We start from the raw sequence: 18480 nt of genomic DNA, 5'->3' as shown, positions 1-18480 counted from the left end.
CTATATACTCCCACTAATTAAATCTTCAACTTTTTCAACTATTTGATGTGGTTGGATTATTGTCAAATTCTCAAGATTTCCATTATACGGGGTTGGAATATCCTGACTAGATAATCTAATTGGCCGGGCATCAAGTTCATCGAAGCACTCTTCTGTTATCAAGGCAATTAATTCTGCACCAATACCTCCAGTCTTCATACATTCTTCAACAATAATTACTTTATTTGTTTTTCTTATTGATTTTGAGATGGTTTCCATATCAAATGGTTTTAGACTTATTAAATCAATTAACTCAACATCTATTCCTTTATTATCTAATTCTTCAACAGCTTTAAGGCAGTGATGTCTCATTCTTGAATAAGTCAATAAAGTAATATCTTTACCTTCTTTTACCACGTCAGCCTGATCTAAAGCACAAGTATAGTCACCATCAGGTAATTCTTCAGACAAGTTGTAAAGAAGAACATGTTCGAAAAATAGAACCGGATTATCATCTCTTATAGCCGCTTTCATTAAACCTTTAGCATTTGTGGGTGTACTGCATGCAACAATTTTTATACCAGGAACTGCATGAAAATATGCTTCAAGTCTTTGACTGTGTTCAGCACCAAGTTGACGACCAACTCCTCCAGGTCCGCGAACTACTGCTGGTATCTTATAATTTCCTCCACTGGTATATCTAAGCATACCCATATTATTTGATATCTGATTAAACGCTAAAAGCAAAAAACCCATATTCATTCCTTCTACTATTGGTCTTAACCCAGTCATTGCTGCTCCAACAGCCATACCTGTAAAACTATTTTCTGCAATTGGAGTATCTAAGACTCTTAACTCGCCATATTTATCATATAAATCCTTAGTTACCTTATAAGATCCTCCATATTGACCAACATCTTCACCCATAACGCAAACATTTACATCATTTGCCATTTCTTCATCAATTGCCTCTTTCAAAGCATTAAATAATAATGTTCCAGCCACAATTAATTACCTAATTAATCACATATGTAATCCTACCACTTTGATTAATTTATCCTCCTTCAGCAAAAGTTATAAGTAGTAAAATTGATAAAATCATTCCTGGTGAAAGCAAAAGTATTAAAAGTCCTAGATCATGTAAAGACATTCAAAGAAAGTATTTTCTTAATAATATTCGCAATTCAACTTTTCTTCAGAAAAAAACTGCGTATAAATACAATAAAAAGTCCTATACCTATAAAAGCAAATGAAAAAGTTAGCAAAAAAGATAATCCAATTATTAAGGTATTAATACTAGAAGAAATATTTTGGACTATTTCAGAAGAATTAGATGGTTTATGTATTGAAAAATAAATTGCAATTTTATTACTTAAAAAATAAAAAAATATAAATAATAAGAAACTGGTTAAAGATCCAACAATAAAATTTAATGGTCCTTTTTCTGGAATATTATTTTCAATATTCTCATTATTGTTTTCAGCCAAAATAATATTTCGTAAAAAAAATTTACATGAATGCTATTCCCATTTCAAGGAAAGTGCAAACCCATGCATCATAACCTTTATCTTTAAATAATTTATAATTTGCCGATAATTCTTTTTTAGCAGTCTCTATATCTTTAAAGAGTGCAAAACAAGTAGGTCCTGATCCACTCATTGAAGATGTCAGACAATTCTTTAATTTAGAAAGTAAATATAATGATTGCTTTACAGAATCATTGTCATTTTCAACAACTAACTGCAAATCATTTTTTATAGTTAAATGTTTATTATCAAAACTCAAATTTTTTAAACCATTATCCCTTAAATTTTTTCTTATGTTCTCAATCTTTTCTCTATTCGTAAGATATTGATCACAAAATTTATTACTATATTTTTTATAAGTTTCAGCTGTAGATACTGATACTTTGGGATTTTTTAAAAGAAGAACTCCATATTCAAAGTTTGAATCTAATTTCTCCAAGATTTCGCCTCTCCCAAAACATAATTGAATACCTCCATTAATAAAAAAGGGAATATCAGATCCTAACATTGATGCTAATGAACATAATGTTTTTTGATCTAAGTTCAAATCCCATAACTTATTAAGACCAATTAATGTTGCTGCTGCATTACTGGATCCACCAGCTAATCCTGCACCAATTGGAATATTTTTTCTTAAAAATATATTCGCACCTAAATCTATATTTAATTTTTTCCTTAATAGATTTGCCGATTTAACAATTAAGTTATCACTAGCTAAGCTTAAATTATTACAATCAGATTCAAGCTTAATTAAACCTTCATTATTAATTTGAAATTCTAAATAATCAGAAAGATCAATATTTTGCATAATCATTGCTAACTCATGGAATCCATCCTCTCTTTTACCAATAACTTCAAGGTGCAAATTTATTTTGGCAGGAGATTTTATAATAATTTTCGTTTTAGCTAAATCTTGCATATACTTAAATTTTATTTTTTAATTTTAATACAATTTTCTGCAAGCTTAACCCATTGGTCAATTGAAATATCTTGTGGTCTTAAATTAAAACAAACTTTTGAGGATTCAGATAATTGATTCATCTCTTCATTTGAAAGTATTGAATTAAGAGTATTTCTAAGCATTTTTCTTCTCGAATTAAATGAAATTCGAAGAAGTTTATCTATGTATTTTTCTATACTAATGTCTAATCTTAAATCATTTTTAATTGGTTCGAAAACTACTAAAGAAGAAAAAACTTTTGGAGGCGGACTAAATGATGAAGGAGGTACATCGCAAATTCTTTTTATTTTTGATAAGAGTTGCATTCTTATACTAAGAGCACCAGCATTGGGATTTCCTTCTTTTGACAAAATCCTATCTACAACGTCTTTCTGCATTAAAAAAATTATTTTTTCGTAATTATAGTTTCTTATAATGCCCAATCGCCCTATGAAAATATCCAATATTGGGCCAGTTATATTGTAAGGAATATTTGCAATCACTTTTGTAACCTTCTTATTAATTGAATCTAAATTTACAGAAAGAATGTCTCCCTGCTGAAGTGTAAACTTATCATTATTATTGAATTTATCATTTAATAAATTTATTAAATCTTTATCTAATTCAATCGCATGTAATTTTTTAATTTCTGAATCTAATAACTTAGATGTTAGAGCTCCTTTACCTGGACCAATTTCTAAAATAAAGTCATTTTCATTAAGAACAGCATTTTCTTTAATTTTTTCTAATATTTTTTTATTTATCAACCAGTGTTGTCCAAATCTTTTTTTTTGATGATAGTTTTTAGAATTCATCTAAAAGATAAATAATATGTTTAAATTAAATATGAATTTATTTAATACTTTATATCATGAGCTTATCAAAAAAAAATTTAGATAAACTCAATAAATTAAAAAAAAATCAAAATTTAGATGACGAAAGTAAAAATATAAGTAATTACACAAATATACCTAACAATGATAATTTAATCACCAATCCACTTAATTCAGAAGATCCTAATAAAATTTTTTATTCGTTAATAGATAATTCAGAATCTTTAGAAGATACTTCTAACGCTAATCATTCACTAAGAAAAAGTGAGCTTAATCAAATTAATATGAATTCTAAAAATGATAATTATCCTAAGAAATTAACAACCGAAGAGGAACTATATGATGAATTTAATTATCTTCTTGATGAATAATTAAATTTAATATTTTCTTATGCTTCAGAGTAATAGATTAACAATTTATGCTATCGGCAAAATAAAGAAACTTTGGATTAGAGATGGAATTAATCAATACAAAAAAAGAATGCCAGAACTTATCATTAATGAGTTAAAGACTTTTAATTTAAATAATCTTAGATCCAATAACAATATTATTATCTGCCTAAGTGAAGAAGGGAAGCAGTTTAATTCAGTTGAACTATGTTCTTTACTATTAAATTTTAAAAATAAAAAAATTAATTTCTTAATCGGTGATACTGATGGAATTAGTTCAGAAGTAAAAGAAAATTCAGATCTTATATTCAGTCTGTCCCCTTTAACTTTTCCTCATGAATTAGCTAGATTAATCCTAATCGAGCAAATCTATAGAGCTATTTCCATATCTAATAACTCCCCTTACCATCGCTCTTAAAAAATTAGATTTAATCTAAATTAAATTTATAAAAGGCTAACAACTAACTATTTTTTTTTGATTTTTATTATATAGTACATATATACTGCTAATTTAAGTCTTGGATTCCTTTGGTTCAACTATTAAAAAGTCTAAAATCCCATTATTAACTGATTCAGTATCAGCCGGATTTCCTTGTCCTGCTGATGACTATACGGAAGAGAATATTGATTTAAATGAACATTTAATATCTAATCCGTTTAGCACTTTTTTTCTTAGAGTTAAAGGTGACTCAATGATAAATGCAGGAATTAAAGATAAAGATTTAATAATAGTAGACAAGAGTTTAACAGCCAGGCCAGGGAATATTATCATTGCAATGATAGACGGGGAATTTACAATAAAAAGATTATCTATAAAAAATAATGAATTATATTTAAAAGCAGAAAATCTTAATTATCCTGATTTTAGATTTCAAAACCATATTGATGTACAGATATGGGGAGTTGTTATTTATTCAATACATAGTTATTTATGAGAATTTCAAGTATTAATGCTATAGCTCTTATAGATGCTAATAATTTTTACGCGTCATGTGAACAAAATATTAATCCTCATTTAAGAAACAAACCAGTAGTAATTTTATCTAATAATGACGGATGTATCATTGCGAGAAGTCCTGAAGCGCGAGTTTTAAAAATTAAAATGGGAACTCCTTATTTTAAGATTAAAGAAAGATTAAATAAATTAAATGTAGCAGTCTTAAGCTCAAACTACTCGCTTTACGGCGATATGAGCAGAAGACTAATGAATTTACTAAAAAACTACTGTGAACAGATGGAAATTTATTCTATTGATGAAGCATTTGTCTCAATTTCTAGACCTAATGATAAAAATCTATATCCTTGGGCAAGAAGCATAAGATCATTAACATATCAGAATCTTGGGATTAACATAACAATAGGAATAGGAGAAAATAAAGTAAGAGCAAAAATTGCCAATACATTAGCTAAAAATATTGACTATTCAGCTGGAATATTTGATTTAGCTAGAACTAGAAATGAGAATAATTATTTGAAAAGTATTAGTGTAGATAAGATATGGGGAGTCGGGAAACAAACCTCTAATTGGTTACAAAGTAAAGGTATTAAAAATGCGAGAGAATTAAGAGATATAGAAGAAAATGAAATTATTAAGAAATTAGGCATTATAGGGAAAAGATTGCAATTAGAACTGAAAGGTTATAAATGTCTGCCTATAGAAAAAAACAAGAAATCAAAAAAAGAAATTCAGGTAAGCAGGAGTTTCGGTACTCCTGTCACAAAATTAGAAGACTTAACTCAAGCACTGGCGACTCACGCAATAAAAGCATCTGAAAAAATGAGAAGTCAGAATTTGCAATCATCCGATATTAGAGTATTTGCCAGAACCAGTAAATATTCAAGTCAAAATTATCAAAGAAGTGCTCATAGAAAACTTACAAATGCAACAGATGACACAAATAATATTTTAAAAATAGTAGTTGAATTATCTAAAGAAATTTATAATCCCGAATATAAATTCTCAAAAGCTGGTGTTTTAATGAAGGATTTAACTAATAGCAAATATTTACAGCAATCAGTTATCAATTATAAATCTCAGAAAGATCTAAAAAAATCAATAACTCTTATGAGAACGATTGATTTATTAAATAAAAGATTTCATAACAATGCAATTACATGGGCTATTACAAAAAAACCACAAAGTTGGACGATGAATAATAATTTCTTAAGTCGCTCATCTACAACTGATATAGAACAAATCCCAACTATAGTGAAGTAAACAAAATAAAATGGAATTTATAATATTTTTAAGCAAATTAGATAAAGAAATTCTTGACTTATTAATAAAAGCAAACTACATAGTTGAAGAGAATAAAATTGAATGTCTTTTAAACAAAGAAATAAAAGGACTATATAATTTTGAAGAAAATAAAATAATAATATGTACTGAAAATGCAAAAAGGAAAACAAATTATAGAAATAAAAAGAAAGGACCAAACAAAGATAACTTCAAAACAGAATTAGCAATAAGAAAAGCATTAAGACATGAAGCAACTCATGCTATACAAAAATGTAATAACAATAAAATAGTGGGGGATATAAAAAATTTAGAAAGTAAATTACATCAAAGTAAGAGGAAAGCATTAGAGTTCTCTACTTCCAATTTTTCTGGGACATATGCAAAAGAAGTAGAGGCTTATATTCTTGAAGAAAAACCCAAAAAGGTAAAAAACATGATTAAAAAATACTGCCTATAAATTTAAAGAAAATATATTAACTAGCAATGAAATTACCACAGCGTTGTTTGTCTAAAAAATTTATATGTTGTCTTTCTAAGTAATATAATTCCTGAAATTTAATCGCGTCTGAGTTTAAATCTTTAAAAAGATCATCTATTTCTTTATTTGTATTTGAGGAAACTGAAGATGGATTATCAATTAAGATAGAAATACAGTTTTCTAAAGTTTTTAATCTTTGAGATCCCCAAGATTCTATCAGGTGTCTACATCTTTTTAGAGAATTATATTTTTCAAGAAGTGATAAAGTTCCAAGTAAATTGTCTTTAGGATTACTAAGCAATGTTAGAAACAACTCATTTGGATTAACAAAAATATTAATTTTATTTGATGATTCAGGATTATTGAGATCTAAGTAGTCAGGCAAGAGTGAAATTAGGTTAATAGCAGAAAAATCTTTTTGAAGAATTTGATTATTTGTTTGTTTTAATTCATTTAAATAATTTAAGCCCAAAGTATTTTGTTCAATTTTTGAGATAGATTCCCATAAATTTTGAATATATTTAGTATTAAAACCATTAATTTCTCTTTTAAGAAATTCATCACGAATAAAGAGTCTAAGATCAGGACAATGCAAATAATAAAAAATTATTTCCGATTCATTTTTCTCACGACGAGAAATTTCATTTGGTTGTTCAAATTTTTTTGATCTACCATGCCATCGAAATCCCTTAACTTGATTTCTTAAATCTTGTTCAAACTGTATTGCTAACCTAGCTTGCCCCTTACTTAATCGTTCGGAAATTTTTTGTAGGTAATGAGTTCTGGTTGATGATTGAGGTAATTTACTCAACAATTTTACCAATGAAGAAATAACACTCTGGAAAATCTCAGACTTAGTTAAATCTTTATCTTTAAAGATCTGATCAATCTCCCAATCGATCCAAAAGGATGAATTATCAATTAAATTAAAATAATCTTCAGGAGTATGACTATTCAAATATTCGTCAGGATCTTTAAAATCATTAATTTGAAGTATCTTAAGATTAATTTGATCATGGAGAGATAAGCTTTCGACTTCTTTTATTACTCTTTTTGTAGCTAATATTCCTGCATTATCAGAATCAAAATTCAAGATTATATTTTTATTATCTGTACATCTACATAGTTGGGAAATTTGATACTTATTTAATGCGGTACCGAGGGCAGCTACAGAATTAGTAATACCTTTTGCATGAAGAGAAATTACATCAAAGTATCCTTCAACAATAATTGCTTTATCTCTTTTTCTAATATTGCTTGAAGCTTTTTCAAATGCAAACAACATTTTTCCCTTTTCAAATATCTCTGATTCAGGAGAATTAAGATATTTAGGTTCCTGACCATCAAGAGATCTTCCTCCAAAGGCAACTACTCTTCCCTGAATATCATGTATTGGAACAATTAATCTATTTCTAAAACGATCATAAATCTTGTCAGAATTATCTTTAGAAATTGCAAGACCTGAAGCCAATATAAGATTAATAGGAAATTTTTCTACATTGGATAGATAGTTATATAAATCATTCCATGAATTTGGAGCAAAACCCAATTCAAAGTTATCAATAATCTTATTTCTTAAATTTCTCTTGGATGTCAAATAGTTCATAGCTTCAACACCAAGAGAATTATTTAATTGAGACTTAAACCAATTTTTAGTGACTCTCAATATTTTATAAAGCTCTTCCTTTCTAGATAATTGTTTTTTATACGCTTCTACTTGGGGACCCTCAAGATTTTCAACATTAATGTTATTTTTTTTTGCAAGAGAAAGTACAACATCTGAAAAATTTGCACGAGTAAATTCCATTAAAAATTTAATAGAGTTACCACCAGCACCACAAGAAAAACAATAATAGAATTGTTTAGTTGGTGATACTGTCATAGATGGCTTAGTATCATCATGAAAAGGACAAATCCCAACAAATTCCTTGCCTTTCTTCTTTAGAACAATATGTTCGGATATAACGTCAACAATATCTGCCTTTTCCTTAACCTCTTGAATAGTTCTTGGGTGTATAGAATGAACCATTGAGATTTTAATCAAAAAATAAATAATGATTTAATTGTTATAGGTCAAAATCAAATAAGAATCTACTTAATTTCACAATAAAACTATTTTTTAAATGATAAATATCGAAAACTTAGAAAAAAAATTTAATTCATTGAATAAGTTTAACTTGGTATTTGCCTCATTCTTTTTTAGTTTGATGACTTTGTGCGTGAAAAATATTGATAAAAGGATACCTATTTATGAATTAGTTTTATTCAGATCATTATTAAGTTTAATGATTACATTATTTATAATTAAACTAAAAAATATAAATCCTTGGGGCAAAAATAGACCATTACTTATCTTAAGAGGCCTTTTAGGAACATTAGCTTTAGTTTGTATTTTTTATGCGATAAGAAATATGCCACTTAGTATATCTACCGTCATTCAGTATACATATCCTATTTTTATATCTATATTTGCTGGAATATTTATAAAAGAAAAGATAACTCGGAATATAATTTTTGCTTTAATTATTGGCTGGATTGGAATATTAGTAATATTAAATCCAAATCAATTATCCAATATAAACGTTGAAATTGAAAATATTTCGATTTCAATAGCTTTTCTTGGAGCAATCTGCACTGCATTAGCTTACGTTACAGTTAGGAAGCTTTCATTTACTGAAGATGTCTATGTAATTATTGAATATTTTCCACTTGTTTCTTTTATAACTTTATTGCCAATTGTATTAATAAACTGGGTCACCCCAAATTGGAATGAATTAGTTTGGATAATTGGCATTGGCTTATTTACTCAATTAGGTCAGACTTTCTTAACTATAGGATTAAAAAATTTACCTGCTTCTGAAGCTTCAACAATTAACTATTTGCAAGTTTTATTCGGGTCAATTTGGGGGATTTTATTTTTTAATGAAATAATAAACATAAATTTTTTATTAGGCGCCTCACTAGTTTTATTAGGAACTATTATTTCTACTACCAAAATAACCAAAAGGACATAGAATATTAAAAGAATAAAAAAAAAAGTGAAATTTTTCTATTTAGCTTTACTATTTTGTTTCTCTCCTATTCTTCAAGTTAGTGCAACAACCCCAAAGTCAGTAACTTGTACAAGAACTGAATACAGAGAAGAATATATTCCTGGGACGAAAACAAGCCCAGGCTACGTAAAAAGTTATGAAGTTGATGTTGTAATCCCCTGTGCAGGGCAAAGTCAAGCTGGGAAAATAGATAATAATGACTGTAGTGAAGGTACATTTATTGGAGGTCTTCTTGGTGCGGGATTAGCACTGTCCTCCTCTAGAGGGAAAGATAGATTTTGGGCCGTACCTGCTGGTGGTACTGCAGGAGCACTAATAGGATGTCAGGTGGATGGTGGTTAATTGATTAGTTGGATAAGTGGAGAACTGATTGAATTATGGCAAACTAATCAGAAATTTTTTATTTTAATAAATTGTCAAGGATTAGGATACGAGATACAAATATTGGAATCTTTTTTTCTCAAATTAAAAACAAATCAGATATCTAATAAAAATATTACTCTTTGGATAAAACATATTAAAAAAGAAGATTCAGATTCATTATTTGGTTTTTCATCAAAAGATCAACGAAATTTCTATATTGAAATTTTAAATATTAGAGGTATTGGTTCCCAAATCGGGATGAGTATATTAAATAAATTTTCCATTAATCAAGTTATCAATGCAATTAATACACAAAACAAAAATTTAATTTGTTCAGTACCTGGCATAGGACAAAAAATGAGTGAAAGGTTAATTTTAGAATTAAAAAGTAAATTTAAAAAAGAATTACAAACCAAGGCAGTAACAAGCAACGATGAATTTCATATTATGGATGATGAAATCAATAATATTTTAGGTGACCTCCAAGTGACCCTAAGGTCTTTAAATTACACTAATAATCAAATAAAAAGTATATTGCCTATTATTATTAAAGAGACAGATAGTCTTACTAAAAAAGAAAAAAAATCATCATTTGAAAATTTATTGAAATTAGCTATGAATTATTTAGATAATGATAGTAGTAATATAGTCAGATAACATAGTAATATAGATTTAAGAAATATAAATTTTATGTCATTAGATACAGCTGAAAAACAGAAGCTTATTGAAAATCATCAAGTACATGCTACAGATACCGGCTCAGTGGAAGTTCAGGTTGCAATGCTTTCTAAAAGAATTTCTAAATTAAGTGACCATCTACAAGGTAACATTCATGATTTTGCCTCAAGGCAAGGTTTATTAAAAATGATTGGCAAAAGAAAAAGATTACTATCATATATAAAAAATAAAAACGTTCAAAAATATCAAGATCTAGTAAAGAAAATTGGAATCAGAGGATGATTTCCATTAATGAAAAAAAAACAATCAAAAAAAAAGATAATTAATAGAAAGAAAAAAAGTATATCTGAGAAGACTGCTTTCGCCAATCTTGAAATAGAATCTAATACATTACCTCTACCAAAGCAATCATCAAGTGGGATCCCTAAATATGTAGCTGATAGAATGGCGAGAAGAATATTTTTTACCGCGGGAATACCAACAATAATGGGAATGTCTGTTTTTGTTGTGAGCTATATTATCGTTACAAGAAATATTGCTGAAATACCTCCTTCTTCAACAATTGCAATTTCAGCATTGTTTTTCTTATTAGGTCTTGCAGGATTAAGTTTTGGAATATTATCCGCTAGTTGGGATAAGGAGCCTGGATCTTTTTTCGGAATTGAAAATATTCCAATGAATATACAACGAGCAAAGGCTGCATTCAAGCCTGCAACTCAAAATTTTGAAGAGAATAGTTAATCTATGAGACTAAAGATTTCAAATTAACTTGAAATGATTTATCTTCCAATAATTTGCATGCCCCTTGAATATCTCCAATACAGAATTGTTCCCCAAATTTAACGTAGGTAATACTATTTTTATTTCTTACTGCAGCTAAAACTGGAATCTTGATTCCACATTTGCCTTTATCTGGCTTAAATTTAATTAAACAGTCTCTTAACGTATTTTGTATTCTTACATCTGATGCTTGAGAACTTTCAAGATTAATAATAAGTAATTTAAGGTTATCTATTTCTCTACAATCATCAATTATTAATTGAGTTTTATCACTTTTTTTATCTATCGTTCCCCACACCAATAATCTAGTATCGGTCAAAAGAAATTCTGATAATCTGATATAGGTTTTAGGAAAAACTATTGCTTCGCAACTACCTGAAAGATCTTCAAGCTGAACTATAGCCATCCTATCTCCTTTTCTCGTAGTAATTTGCTTTAACTCAGGGATCATACCAACTAAAGAGACTTTGGTTCTATCTTTTGTTTCTTCTAATTGCGAAATACTAATTGGAGATACAAGTTTTGCTGGCTTAGTTAAATGTTTTAGCGGATGATCAGATAAGTAAAAGCCTAAAAGCTGCTTTTCTAACTTTAACTTTTCAATAAGTGAATAATCATCAACCTTAGCTAATTGTGAATCTGAAAATGCTAAATTTGAAAATTCTTCTTTAGAATCAAATAGATTTCCTTGCCCGGATAATCTATCACGATTTCGTGAAGAGGCCCATTCAATGACATGTTCAAGATCTGACAATAATTGAGCTCTATTATTGTTAGTTGAAAACTCATCTAGAGCTCCACAATGAATTAAAGATTCAATACTTCTTTTATTAAGAACATTAGAAGGTAAACGATCGCACAAATCTGATAATGACTTAAAACTTCCAGAATTTTTACGATTTTCAATTATATTTCTTATTGCAGAATCTCCTAAATTTTTAATTGCAGACAGACCAAATAAAATCTGATTATTATTAATAGTAAAATCAATTCCAGAGAAATTAATACTTGGTGAAATAACCTCTATTCCCATCGAATAACAATTAGAAATATATCTTTGCATCTTATCGCTGGAGCCAGAATTTACACTTAAAAGGGCGGCCATATATGCAACAGGAAAATGGGCTTTTAAAAATGCAGTTTGATAAGTTACTGCACCATAAGCAGTTGAGTGACTTTTGTTAAAACAATATTCTGCAAACAAAACCATTTGATCAAAAAGATCATTTGCTAATTTTTCATTTACACCCTTTTTCATAGAGCCTTCTACAAAAATATTCCTATGCTTTACCATCTCTGATACTTTCTTTTTCCCCATTGCTCTGCGAAGTAAATCAGCATCACCAAGAGAATAACCGGCTAAGTCTTGAGCAATTTTCATAATTTGTTCTTGGTAAACCATAATTCCATAGGTTTCGGTAAGAATTGACTTTATAAAAGGATGAGGGAAATCAACCTTTTCTTTTCCATTTTTTCGATTTATGAATTTAGGGATAAGGCCAGCATCAAGAGGACCTGGTCTATAAAGAGCTAAGATAGATGAAATATCTTCAAGAGAGTTAGGTTTAAAGTCCTTTACAACCTGTTTCATACCAGAAGATTCAAGTTGAAATATACCTTCAAGATCACCTCTCCCGATAAGCTCAAATGTTTTATCATCATTTTGAGGTAAATTATCAATATTTATTGTCTTTCCAGTGGATTGATTAATTAGTGAAACTGTCTTTTCAATCATCGTAAGATTCTTAAGACCCAAGAAATCCATTTTCAATAATCCAAGTGATTCAATATCATCCATAGAATATTGGGTTATTATTTGACCTTCATTATTCCTTTGAAGAGGTACAAGTTCGTCGAGAGGATCTGAGGCAATAACAACTCCTGCAGCATGAACTCCATATGTTTTATTAGTACCTTCAATTCTCAAAGCCAAATCAATCCATTTTTTTACCCTGTTGTCATTAATATATTTATCTCTAAACTCTTGGCTAGGAGAATTCTTATCAATCATTTCATTAAGTTTATAAGGTTTCCCTCTTACAACCGGTATTAACTTAGCTAGTTTATCAGCGTCTCCATAAGGAATATCAAGAACCCTAGCAACATCCTTTAAAACCGCCTTAGAAGTCATTTTATTGAAAGTAATTATTTGCGCGACTTTATCCTCTCCATATCTATTAGAAACATAATCAATAACTTCATTTCTCCTATCAATACAAAAATCGGTATCAATATCTGGCATAGACTTTCTTGCAGGATTTAAAAATCTTTCAAACAATAATCCATGCTCAACAGGATCTATATTTGTGATTTGAAGAGCATAAGCTACAAGTGAGCCTGCTGCAGAACCTCTACCTGGTCCTACGGGGATAGAGTTATCTCTAGCATATTTGATATAGTCCCAAACAACCAAAAAATAATCTGGAAAACCCATATCTTTTATTATTTTCAATTCCGAAGATAGTCTTTTTTTATAATTATCATCAACTTCTATAAGAGCGTTTTTTTTAAGTCTTTTTAAAAGACCTTCATTAGATAATTGTGTTAGTAGAGAAAATGAATCTTTATCTTCGTCAATAGGGAATTTTGGCATTCTATATTTACCAAACAAATCAAATACTTCAATTTTTTTTGAAATTTCTACTGTATTGTTAACTGCTTCTTTAATTGATTCATCATCAATATGATCTTTAAAAAGTTCAAGCATTTCATTTTCACTTTTAATATATTCTGTACCGGTATATCTCAATCTTTTTTCATCGCTTATTAGTTTTCCTGTTAATACACAAAGTAATGCATCATGAGCTTCAACATCCATATTTGATATATAGTGAGCATCGTTGGTAGCAATAATTTTTATTTGATGCTTCTTCCCAATTCTTACTAATTCAACGTTAACTATTCTATCCTCAATAGAGCCATGATCTTGTATCTCTAGATAAAAATCATCTGCAAATATTTTTTTATACCAAAGAGCAATATCCTCTGCTACATCAAATCTTCCTTTCAATATGGCCTGAGGTATCTCTCCACCTAGACAAGCTGTAGAAACTATAAGACCATCGCTATATTTACTTAAAAGAAATTTATCAATACATGGTCTAGAAAAAATGCCTCGACCTCTCATACCATTTAAGTGACTAATTGTTGTTAATTTTACGAGATTCTTATAGCCAGTATGATTTTTAGCTAAAACCACCAAATGATATCTTTTTTCTTTCTTAGGTTGAGGATCATCAATAGAACCATTAATCACATACATTTCATTACCAATAATTGGTTTTATACCTTTCTCTTTACACTTTTTGACCAAATCAAGGACTCCATACATTACTCCATGATCGGTCAAAGCAATAGAATCCATTCCAAGATCACAAGCTCTATCAACAATTTTAGAAATTTGACTTGCTCCATCAAGAAGACTGTAGTCACTATGATTATGAAGCGGAACGAAACCCATACTTAATCGATTTATATATATAAGATAGAGAAAATTTTTAAAAGGTCTATATTTTGTAGTTACAAATTAATTATTAATACAAATTTAGGATAAAGGTCTATTCTTAATTACCTGAGCATCAATCTCAAAAATATGTGCTGCATTCAATATTCTAGCCTCATCAAGTACATTACCTATTAGTTGAAGTCCTATAGGCAATCCTTTAGTATCAAAACCACATGGAATACTTATAGCTGGGAGTCCGGCTAAATTGGCCGGAACAGTTAATAGATCAGACAAATACATAGAAAGTGGATCATTAACAAAATCACCCTTTAAAAAAGCGGTGCTTGGACAAGTTGGAGTTAATAAAATATCTACTTTTTTAAAAGCATTATCAAAATCTTTTCTTATTAATGTTCTAACTTTTTGTGCTTTCTTATAGTAGGCGTCGCTGTAACCAGCAGACAAAGCATAAGTTCCAATCAAAATTCTTCTTTGAACTTCATCTCCAAATCCTTCAGCTCTACTTTTAGAAGTCATATCTAAAAGATTAGTATCATTATTTGATCTGTAACCATATTTAACTCCATCGTATCTAGCTAAATTTGCTGATGCTTCAGATGGGGCAATTACATAATAAGTAGCAATTCCATCGTTAAACCTAGGACATTCAACTTCAATAATTTCTGCTCCTAGATTTTTGAATCTTTGTACTCCATAAAGAACAGAATCTTTAACTTCTGGATTAAGTCCTGGATGGTCAAAGCATTCTTTAATGATTCCTATTTTTAAATCCTTTATAGAATTATTTAAATTACTCAAATAATTTGGTACTGGTTTATCAAGACATGTTGAATCAAAAGGATCTTTTCCAGATATTGAATAAAGTATTTCAGCAGCATCTGAAACAGTATTTGTAATTGGACCAATTTGATCAAGAGAGCTAGCAAATGCTATTAGTCCCCATCTACTTACTCTTCCATAAGTAGGCTTAAGACCTACAACTCCACAAAAAGAAGCTGGTTGTCTTATTGATCCACCAGTATCAGAGCCTATAGCTGCAGAACATAATCCAGCGGCTACCGAAGCGGCACTACCTCCTGAACTTCCCCCTGGAACTCTATTAATATCCCATGGGTTTGAAGTCACACCAAAGACAGAGGTTTCTGTTGAGCTGCCCATTGCAAACTCATCCAAATTTGTTTTACCTAAACAAATACCACCTGAGGACCATAATTTTCCTGAGGCTGTAGACTCATAAGGTGCGATAAAACCTTGGAGCATTTTACTTGCACAAGTGGTTTCGACCCCCTTAGTGCAAATATTATCCTTAATCGCAATTGGCACTCCTGCAAGAGGAGGGAGTATTTCTTCATTTTGAATCAATTTATCTATATTTTCAGCTTGTGCGATTGCGTTTTCTTTTGTAGTACAAATATAGGAATTAATTTCAGGATCTTTTGAACCAATTTTTAAAAAAATATCATTTACTATTTCCTTAACAGAAGCGTTTTTACTGTTAATTTCCTTTCTTAAAGAATTAAAATCCATTTCTCAACTTATTTCTTAAAATTAAAATTTTCAAAAAGTTAATGGTTCTTCTTTTTTGCAACGAACTACACTATGTTTAATATTTATAGAACCCTCGTCGGAAAGCTCATTAATAAAAGAAGGTATATTTTCTTTCAAGCTTCGTTTAGTAATAAAAGGACCATACCAATATGTGGTATTGGGTTGCTCAGTCTCAATCTTAGCCCACCAAGCTAATCCGAGTTTGTTTCCAAAATTTCTAATCAATTTATTTGACCTGTTAAAGGCCTTATAATTCTTGTTAAATTCTATACAATTTTGTAGTAAAAATTCAATAAATTTTGATTAATTATATAAATGTATTGAAACAGCAATATTTAAAGAACCTAAAATATAGTCTATATCAACAGTGAGCTTATTTAATTGTCAAATGAAACAGTGATATTGCCGCTGCGACAGAGGCATTTAAACTTGATGTTTTTCCTTTAAGAGGAATTCTTAATAAATAATCGCATTTTTTCTGAGTAAGCAATGAAATACCTTTATCTTCAGCCCCAACTATTACTACCAAGGGAGGTTTTTCATTAAAATTTGAAATAGATATTTGACCATCTCCAGATAATCCAATAACTAAAAAACCATTTTTCTTTAGCTCCTCTAGTGCCCTATTTAAATTAACAACTCTACTTACTGGCAAGTGTTCCAAAGCTCCAGCAGCCACCTTGGCAACTGTTCCTGTTAATCCAGCAGATCTTCTTTGAGGAATAATTAAACCTTTGCAATCAAATGCCTCAGCTGACCTAATAATTGCACCAACATTATGTGGATCAGTAATTCCGTCTAAAGCAATAATAATGGGATTTGAAGAGTTCCTTTTAGATAAATCGATTAATTTATCTAGGGAGACTGTTTTAGAGCATGCTAACTGTAACGCGACGCCTTGATGTGAAGCACCAAAAGTAATTTGTGAAAGTCTATTCCAGGATACTTCTTCAATAAGGACTCCTTTTGATTTAAGGTCCTTAAGTAAAATATAGAATTTCTCTGAAGAAAAGATTTCTGATGTACACCAAATCCTATTAATAGCTCTTTCACTAATAAGAGCCTCAAAAACTGAATGTTTACCCCATATCCAATCATCCAAATTTTTATTATTTGCAAACTCATGATAATTATTCTGAGACTTAGAAGAAAATCTTGTATTAGCTTTATTTATTGGTTTAGTTCTTTTTAGAAATGAAAAATCAACTTTCATTTTATCACTATCATTTTGATTGTTATCCCCTTGATTTTTAAAGGAACTTATTTGATTTCTATTGTTTTTTTTCGATGAATTTATATTTTTTGAATAAAAATTAGAATTAGAATTATTTTTGGGATGTTTTCTATTTTTTCCAGAATAATTATTTTTTGGTGAGTTTTTCATTAATTCAATTCATTTTAATTTCAAGGTACTCAAAAAGAGTTGATAATCTTTGAGGATCTTTTAGAAATAGCCAACCAATCAAGGTTTCGAATCCAGTTGCTCTAGAGTAAATGGTAGGGTCTGAAGACTTTGGATATCTCTTAGTTTTATTTCTAGCACGTCTAATTAAATTCATTTCATTAGCATTCAATAAATGTTCGATTTGACTTAAAGATTTTGATTGAGATTTTGCTTTTACTTCGTTAACGACTGATAAATGAAGTTCTTTAGATTTCAAAGGAATATGAACATGTCTGAGTCTTTGATGAAGTTCCCATACTGAATCCCCAAGCCAAGCAAGTTGAATAACACCTATTTCTTCAGGAGATCCATGTGGAACCAAGTTTTGAATCCAATAATTCAATTTTTTAAGTAAGTTAATGCATCTTCAAGACTTGCTTTTAAGTTAAGGAAATCGCCTAAACGCACAAGTTTAATTGTTTGTGCAACTCTCGAATTACCAACAACTGAGAAACCTAAATTCAACTTTTTACATTCTTTAGCAGTCTGAACAAGAGCTCCAAGGCCAGAAGAATCTAGAAAATCAATTTTTGTAAGGTCAATAACAAAGGGAAGATCATTTTTTAAATTATTAGTTATAAAAGTCTTAAATTGTTTTTCTGAGAAGGCATCAAGTTGGCCTTTAAAAGTAAAAACAATAATATTTGTTTTTACATTGAGGTTTCCTCTTAAAGAAACTGTTAGCTTCTGGAAATCTTCTATGATCTTATCCCTCCAAAAAATTAATGTATCAAATGTAATTATCAAATCAAAAGAAAACAATA

21 protein-coding genes are annotated in these 18480 nt (G+C 29.3%); 10 read left to right on the top strand and 11 right to left on the bottom strand.

The window, feature by feature from the left end; all coding sequences use genetic code 11:
- From EU96_RS06665 to rsmA, 4 genes are all read right to left on the bottom strand, one after another.
- On the bottom strand, positions 1-984 hold the full coding sequence (locus EU96_RS06665) for a pyruvate dehydrogenase complex E1 component subunit beta (protein ID WP_032526144.1): 984 nt from the start codon (positions 982-984) through the stop codon (positions 1-3).
- A gap of 179 nt (positions 985-1163) precedes the next feature.
- Positions 1164-1466, bottom strand: coding sequence for a DUF3082 domain-containing protein (locus EU96_RS06670; RefSeq protein ID WP_032526143.1), 303 nt, complete (start codon positions 1464-1466; stop codon positions 1164-1166).
- Between the two features lie 22 nt (positions 1467-1488).
- Positions 1489-2424, bottom strand: a complete 936-nt coding sequence (gene ispE / locus EU96_RS06675) for a 4-(cytidine 5'-diphospho)-2-C-methyl-D-erythritol kinase (protein WP_032526142.1) — start codon at positions 2422-2424, stop codon at positions 1489-1491.
- Positions 2425-2435: 11 nt separating this feature from the next.
- Positions 2436-3260: a 16S rRNA (adenine(1518)-N(6)/adenine(1519)-N(6))-dimethyltransferase RsmA gene (gene rsmA / locus EU96_RS06680; protein WP_032526141.1), complete on the bottom strand. Its 825-nt coding sequence runs from the start codon at positions 3258-3260 to the stop codon at positions 2436-2438.
- A 56-nt stretch (positions 3261-3316) separates the two neighbouring features.
- Here rsmA and EU96_RS06685 point away from each other — a divergent pair, with 56 nt between their 5' ends.
- The 5 genes from EU96_RS06685 to EU96_RS06705 all read left to right on the top strand — a co-directional run bounded on the left by EU96_RS06685 (position 3317) and on the right by EU96_RS06705 (position 6363).
- A complete protein-coding gene (locus EU96_RS06685; RefSeq protein WP_032526140.1) occupies positions 3317-3649 on the top strand; it encodes a hypothetical protein in 333 nt (110 codons plus the stop codon).
- 19 nt (positions 3650-3668) lie between these two features.
- Positions 3669-4085, top strand: a complete 417-nt coding sequence (locus EU96_RS06690) for a 23S rRNA (pseudouridine(1915)-N(3))-methyltransferase RlmH (RefSeq protein WP_032526139.1) — start codon at positions 3669-3671, stop codon at positions 4083-4085.
- Positions 4086-4185: 100 nt separating this feature from the next.
- Entirely contained in the window at positions 4186-4602 is a 417-nt protein-coding gene (locus EU96_RS06695) for a LexA family protein (protein WP_032526138.1), read from the top strand.
- Positions 4599-5885, top strand: coding sequence for a Y-family DNA polymerase (locus EU96_RS06700; RefSeq protein WP_032526137.1), 1287 nt, complete (start codon positions 4599-4601; stop codon positions 5883-5885). Before EU96_RS06695 ends, EU96_RS06700 begins: the two co-directional genes overlap by 4 nt.
- Before the next feature lie 10 nt (positions 5886-5895).
- A complete protein-coding gene (locus EU96_RS06705; protein ID WP_032526136.1) occupies positions 5896-6363 on the top strand; it encodes a hypothetical protein in 468 nt (155 codons plus the stop codon).
- A gap of 16 nt (positions 6364-6379) precedes the next feature.
- Here EU96_RS06705 and dnaG read toward each other — a convergent pair whose 3' ends face one another.
- Positions 6380-8413 (bottom strand): DNA primase, encoded by a 2034-nt coding sequence (gene dnaG, locus EU96_RS06710; RefSeq protein WP_032526135.1) that lies wholly within the window; start codon positions 8411-8413, stop codon positions 6380-6382.
- Between the two features lie 94 nt (positions 8414-8507).
- Here dnaG and EU96_RS06715 point away from each other — a divergent pair, with 94 nt between their 5' ends.
- Genes EU96_RS06715 through EU96_RS06735 form a run of 5 tightly spaced genes read left to right on the top strand, consistent with a single transcriptional unit; the run spans position 8508 to position 11219 of the window.
- On the top strand, positions 8508-9398 hold the full coding sequence (locus EU96_RS06715; protein ID WP_032526134.1) for a DMT family transporter: 891 nt from the start codon (positions 8508-8510) through the stop codon (positions 9396-9398).
- 24 nt (positions 9399-9422) lie between these two features.
- Entirely contained in the window at positions 9423-9779 is a 357-nt protein-coding gene (locus EU96_RS06720) for a glycine zipper 2TM domain-containing protein (RefSeq protein WP_032526133.1), read from the top strand.
- On the top strand, positions 9780-10457 hold the full coding sequence (ruvA, locus tag EU96_RS06725; RefSeq protein WP_032526132.1) for a Holliday junction branch migration protein RuvA: 678 nt from the start codon (positions 9780-9782) through the stop codon (positions 10455-10457).
- Between the two features lie 33 nt (positions 10458-10490).
- Positions 10491-10760, top strand: coding sequence for a 30S ribosomal protein S15 (rpsO, locus tag EU96_RS06730; RefSeq protein ID WP_032526131.1), 270 nt, complete (start codon positions 10491-10493; stop codon positions 10758-10760).
- Positions 10761-10769: 9 nt separating this feature from the next.
- Positions 10770-11219 carry a PAM68 family protein gene (locus EU96_RS06735; protein ID WP_032526130.1) on the top strand — a complete coding sequence of 150 codons (450 nt, stop codon included), beginning with the start codon at positions 10770-10772 and terminating at the stop codon, positions 11217-11219.
- A gap of 1 nt (position 11220) precedes the next feature.
- Here the strand turns inward: EU96_RS06735 and EU96_RS06740 are convergent, their stop codons facing one another.
- From EU96_RS06740 to EU96_RS06765, 6 genes are all read right to left on the bottom strand, one after another.
- Positions 11221-14718, bottom strand: a complete 3498-nt coding sequence (locus tag EU96_RS06740; RefSeq protein ID WP_032526129.1) for a DNA polymerase III subunit alpha — start codon at positions 14716-14718, stop codon at positions 11221-11223.
- A gap of 84 nt (positions 14719-14802) precedes the next feature.
- Positions 14803-16251, bottom strand: a complete 1449-nt coding sequence (gene gatA / locus EU96_RS06745; RefSeq protein ID WP_032526128.1) for an Asp-tRNA(Asn)/Glu-tRNA(Gln) amidotransferase subunit GatA — start codon at positions 16249-16251, stop codon at positions 14803-14805.
- A gap of 30 nt (positions 16252-16281) precedes the next feature.
- Positions 16282-16497 (bottom strand): DUF1816 domain-containing protein, encoded by a 216-nt coding sequence (locus tag EU96_RS06750; protein ID WP_032526126.1) that lies wholly within the window; start codon positions 16495-16497, stop codon positions 16282-16284.
- Between the two features lie 148 nt (positions 16498-16645).
- Positions 16646-17656: a 23S rRNA (guanosine(2251)-2'-O)-methyltransferase RlmB gene (gene rlmB, locus EU96_RS06755; protein ID WP_032526125.1), complete on the bottom strand. Its 1011-nt coding sequence runs from the start codon at positions 17654-17656 to the stop codon at positions 16646-16648.
- Positions 17657-17660: 4 nt separating this feature from the next.
- Positions 17661-18059 carry a ribonuclease III domain-containing protein gene (locus tag EU96_RS06760; protein ID WP_032526124.1) on the bottom strand — a complete coding sequence of 133 codons (399 nt, stop codon included), beginning with the start codon at positions 18057-18059 and terminating at the stop codon, positions 17661-17663.
- The gene (locus tag EU96_RS06765) at positions 18056-18478 is read right to left on the bottom strand and encodes an STAS domain-containing protein (RefSeq protein ID WP_080735239.1); all 423 of its coding nucleotides are present in this window, start codon (positions 18476-18478) and stop codon (positions 18056-18058) included. Before EU96_RS06765 ends, EU96_RS06760 begins: the two co-directional genes overlap by 4 nt.
- Positions 18479-18480 lie beyond the last annotated feature (2 nt).

This window comes from Prochlorococcus marinus str. MIT 9302 (genome assembly GCF_000759975.1).
GTDB lineage: Bacteria > Cyanobacteriota > Cyanobacteriia > PCC-6307 > Cyanobiaceae > Prochlorococcus_A > Prochlorococcus_A marinus_M.
The sequence above is the reverse complement of the archived record's forward strand: the minus strand, read 5'-3'. Positions and strand labels throughout refer to the sequence as shown.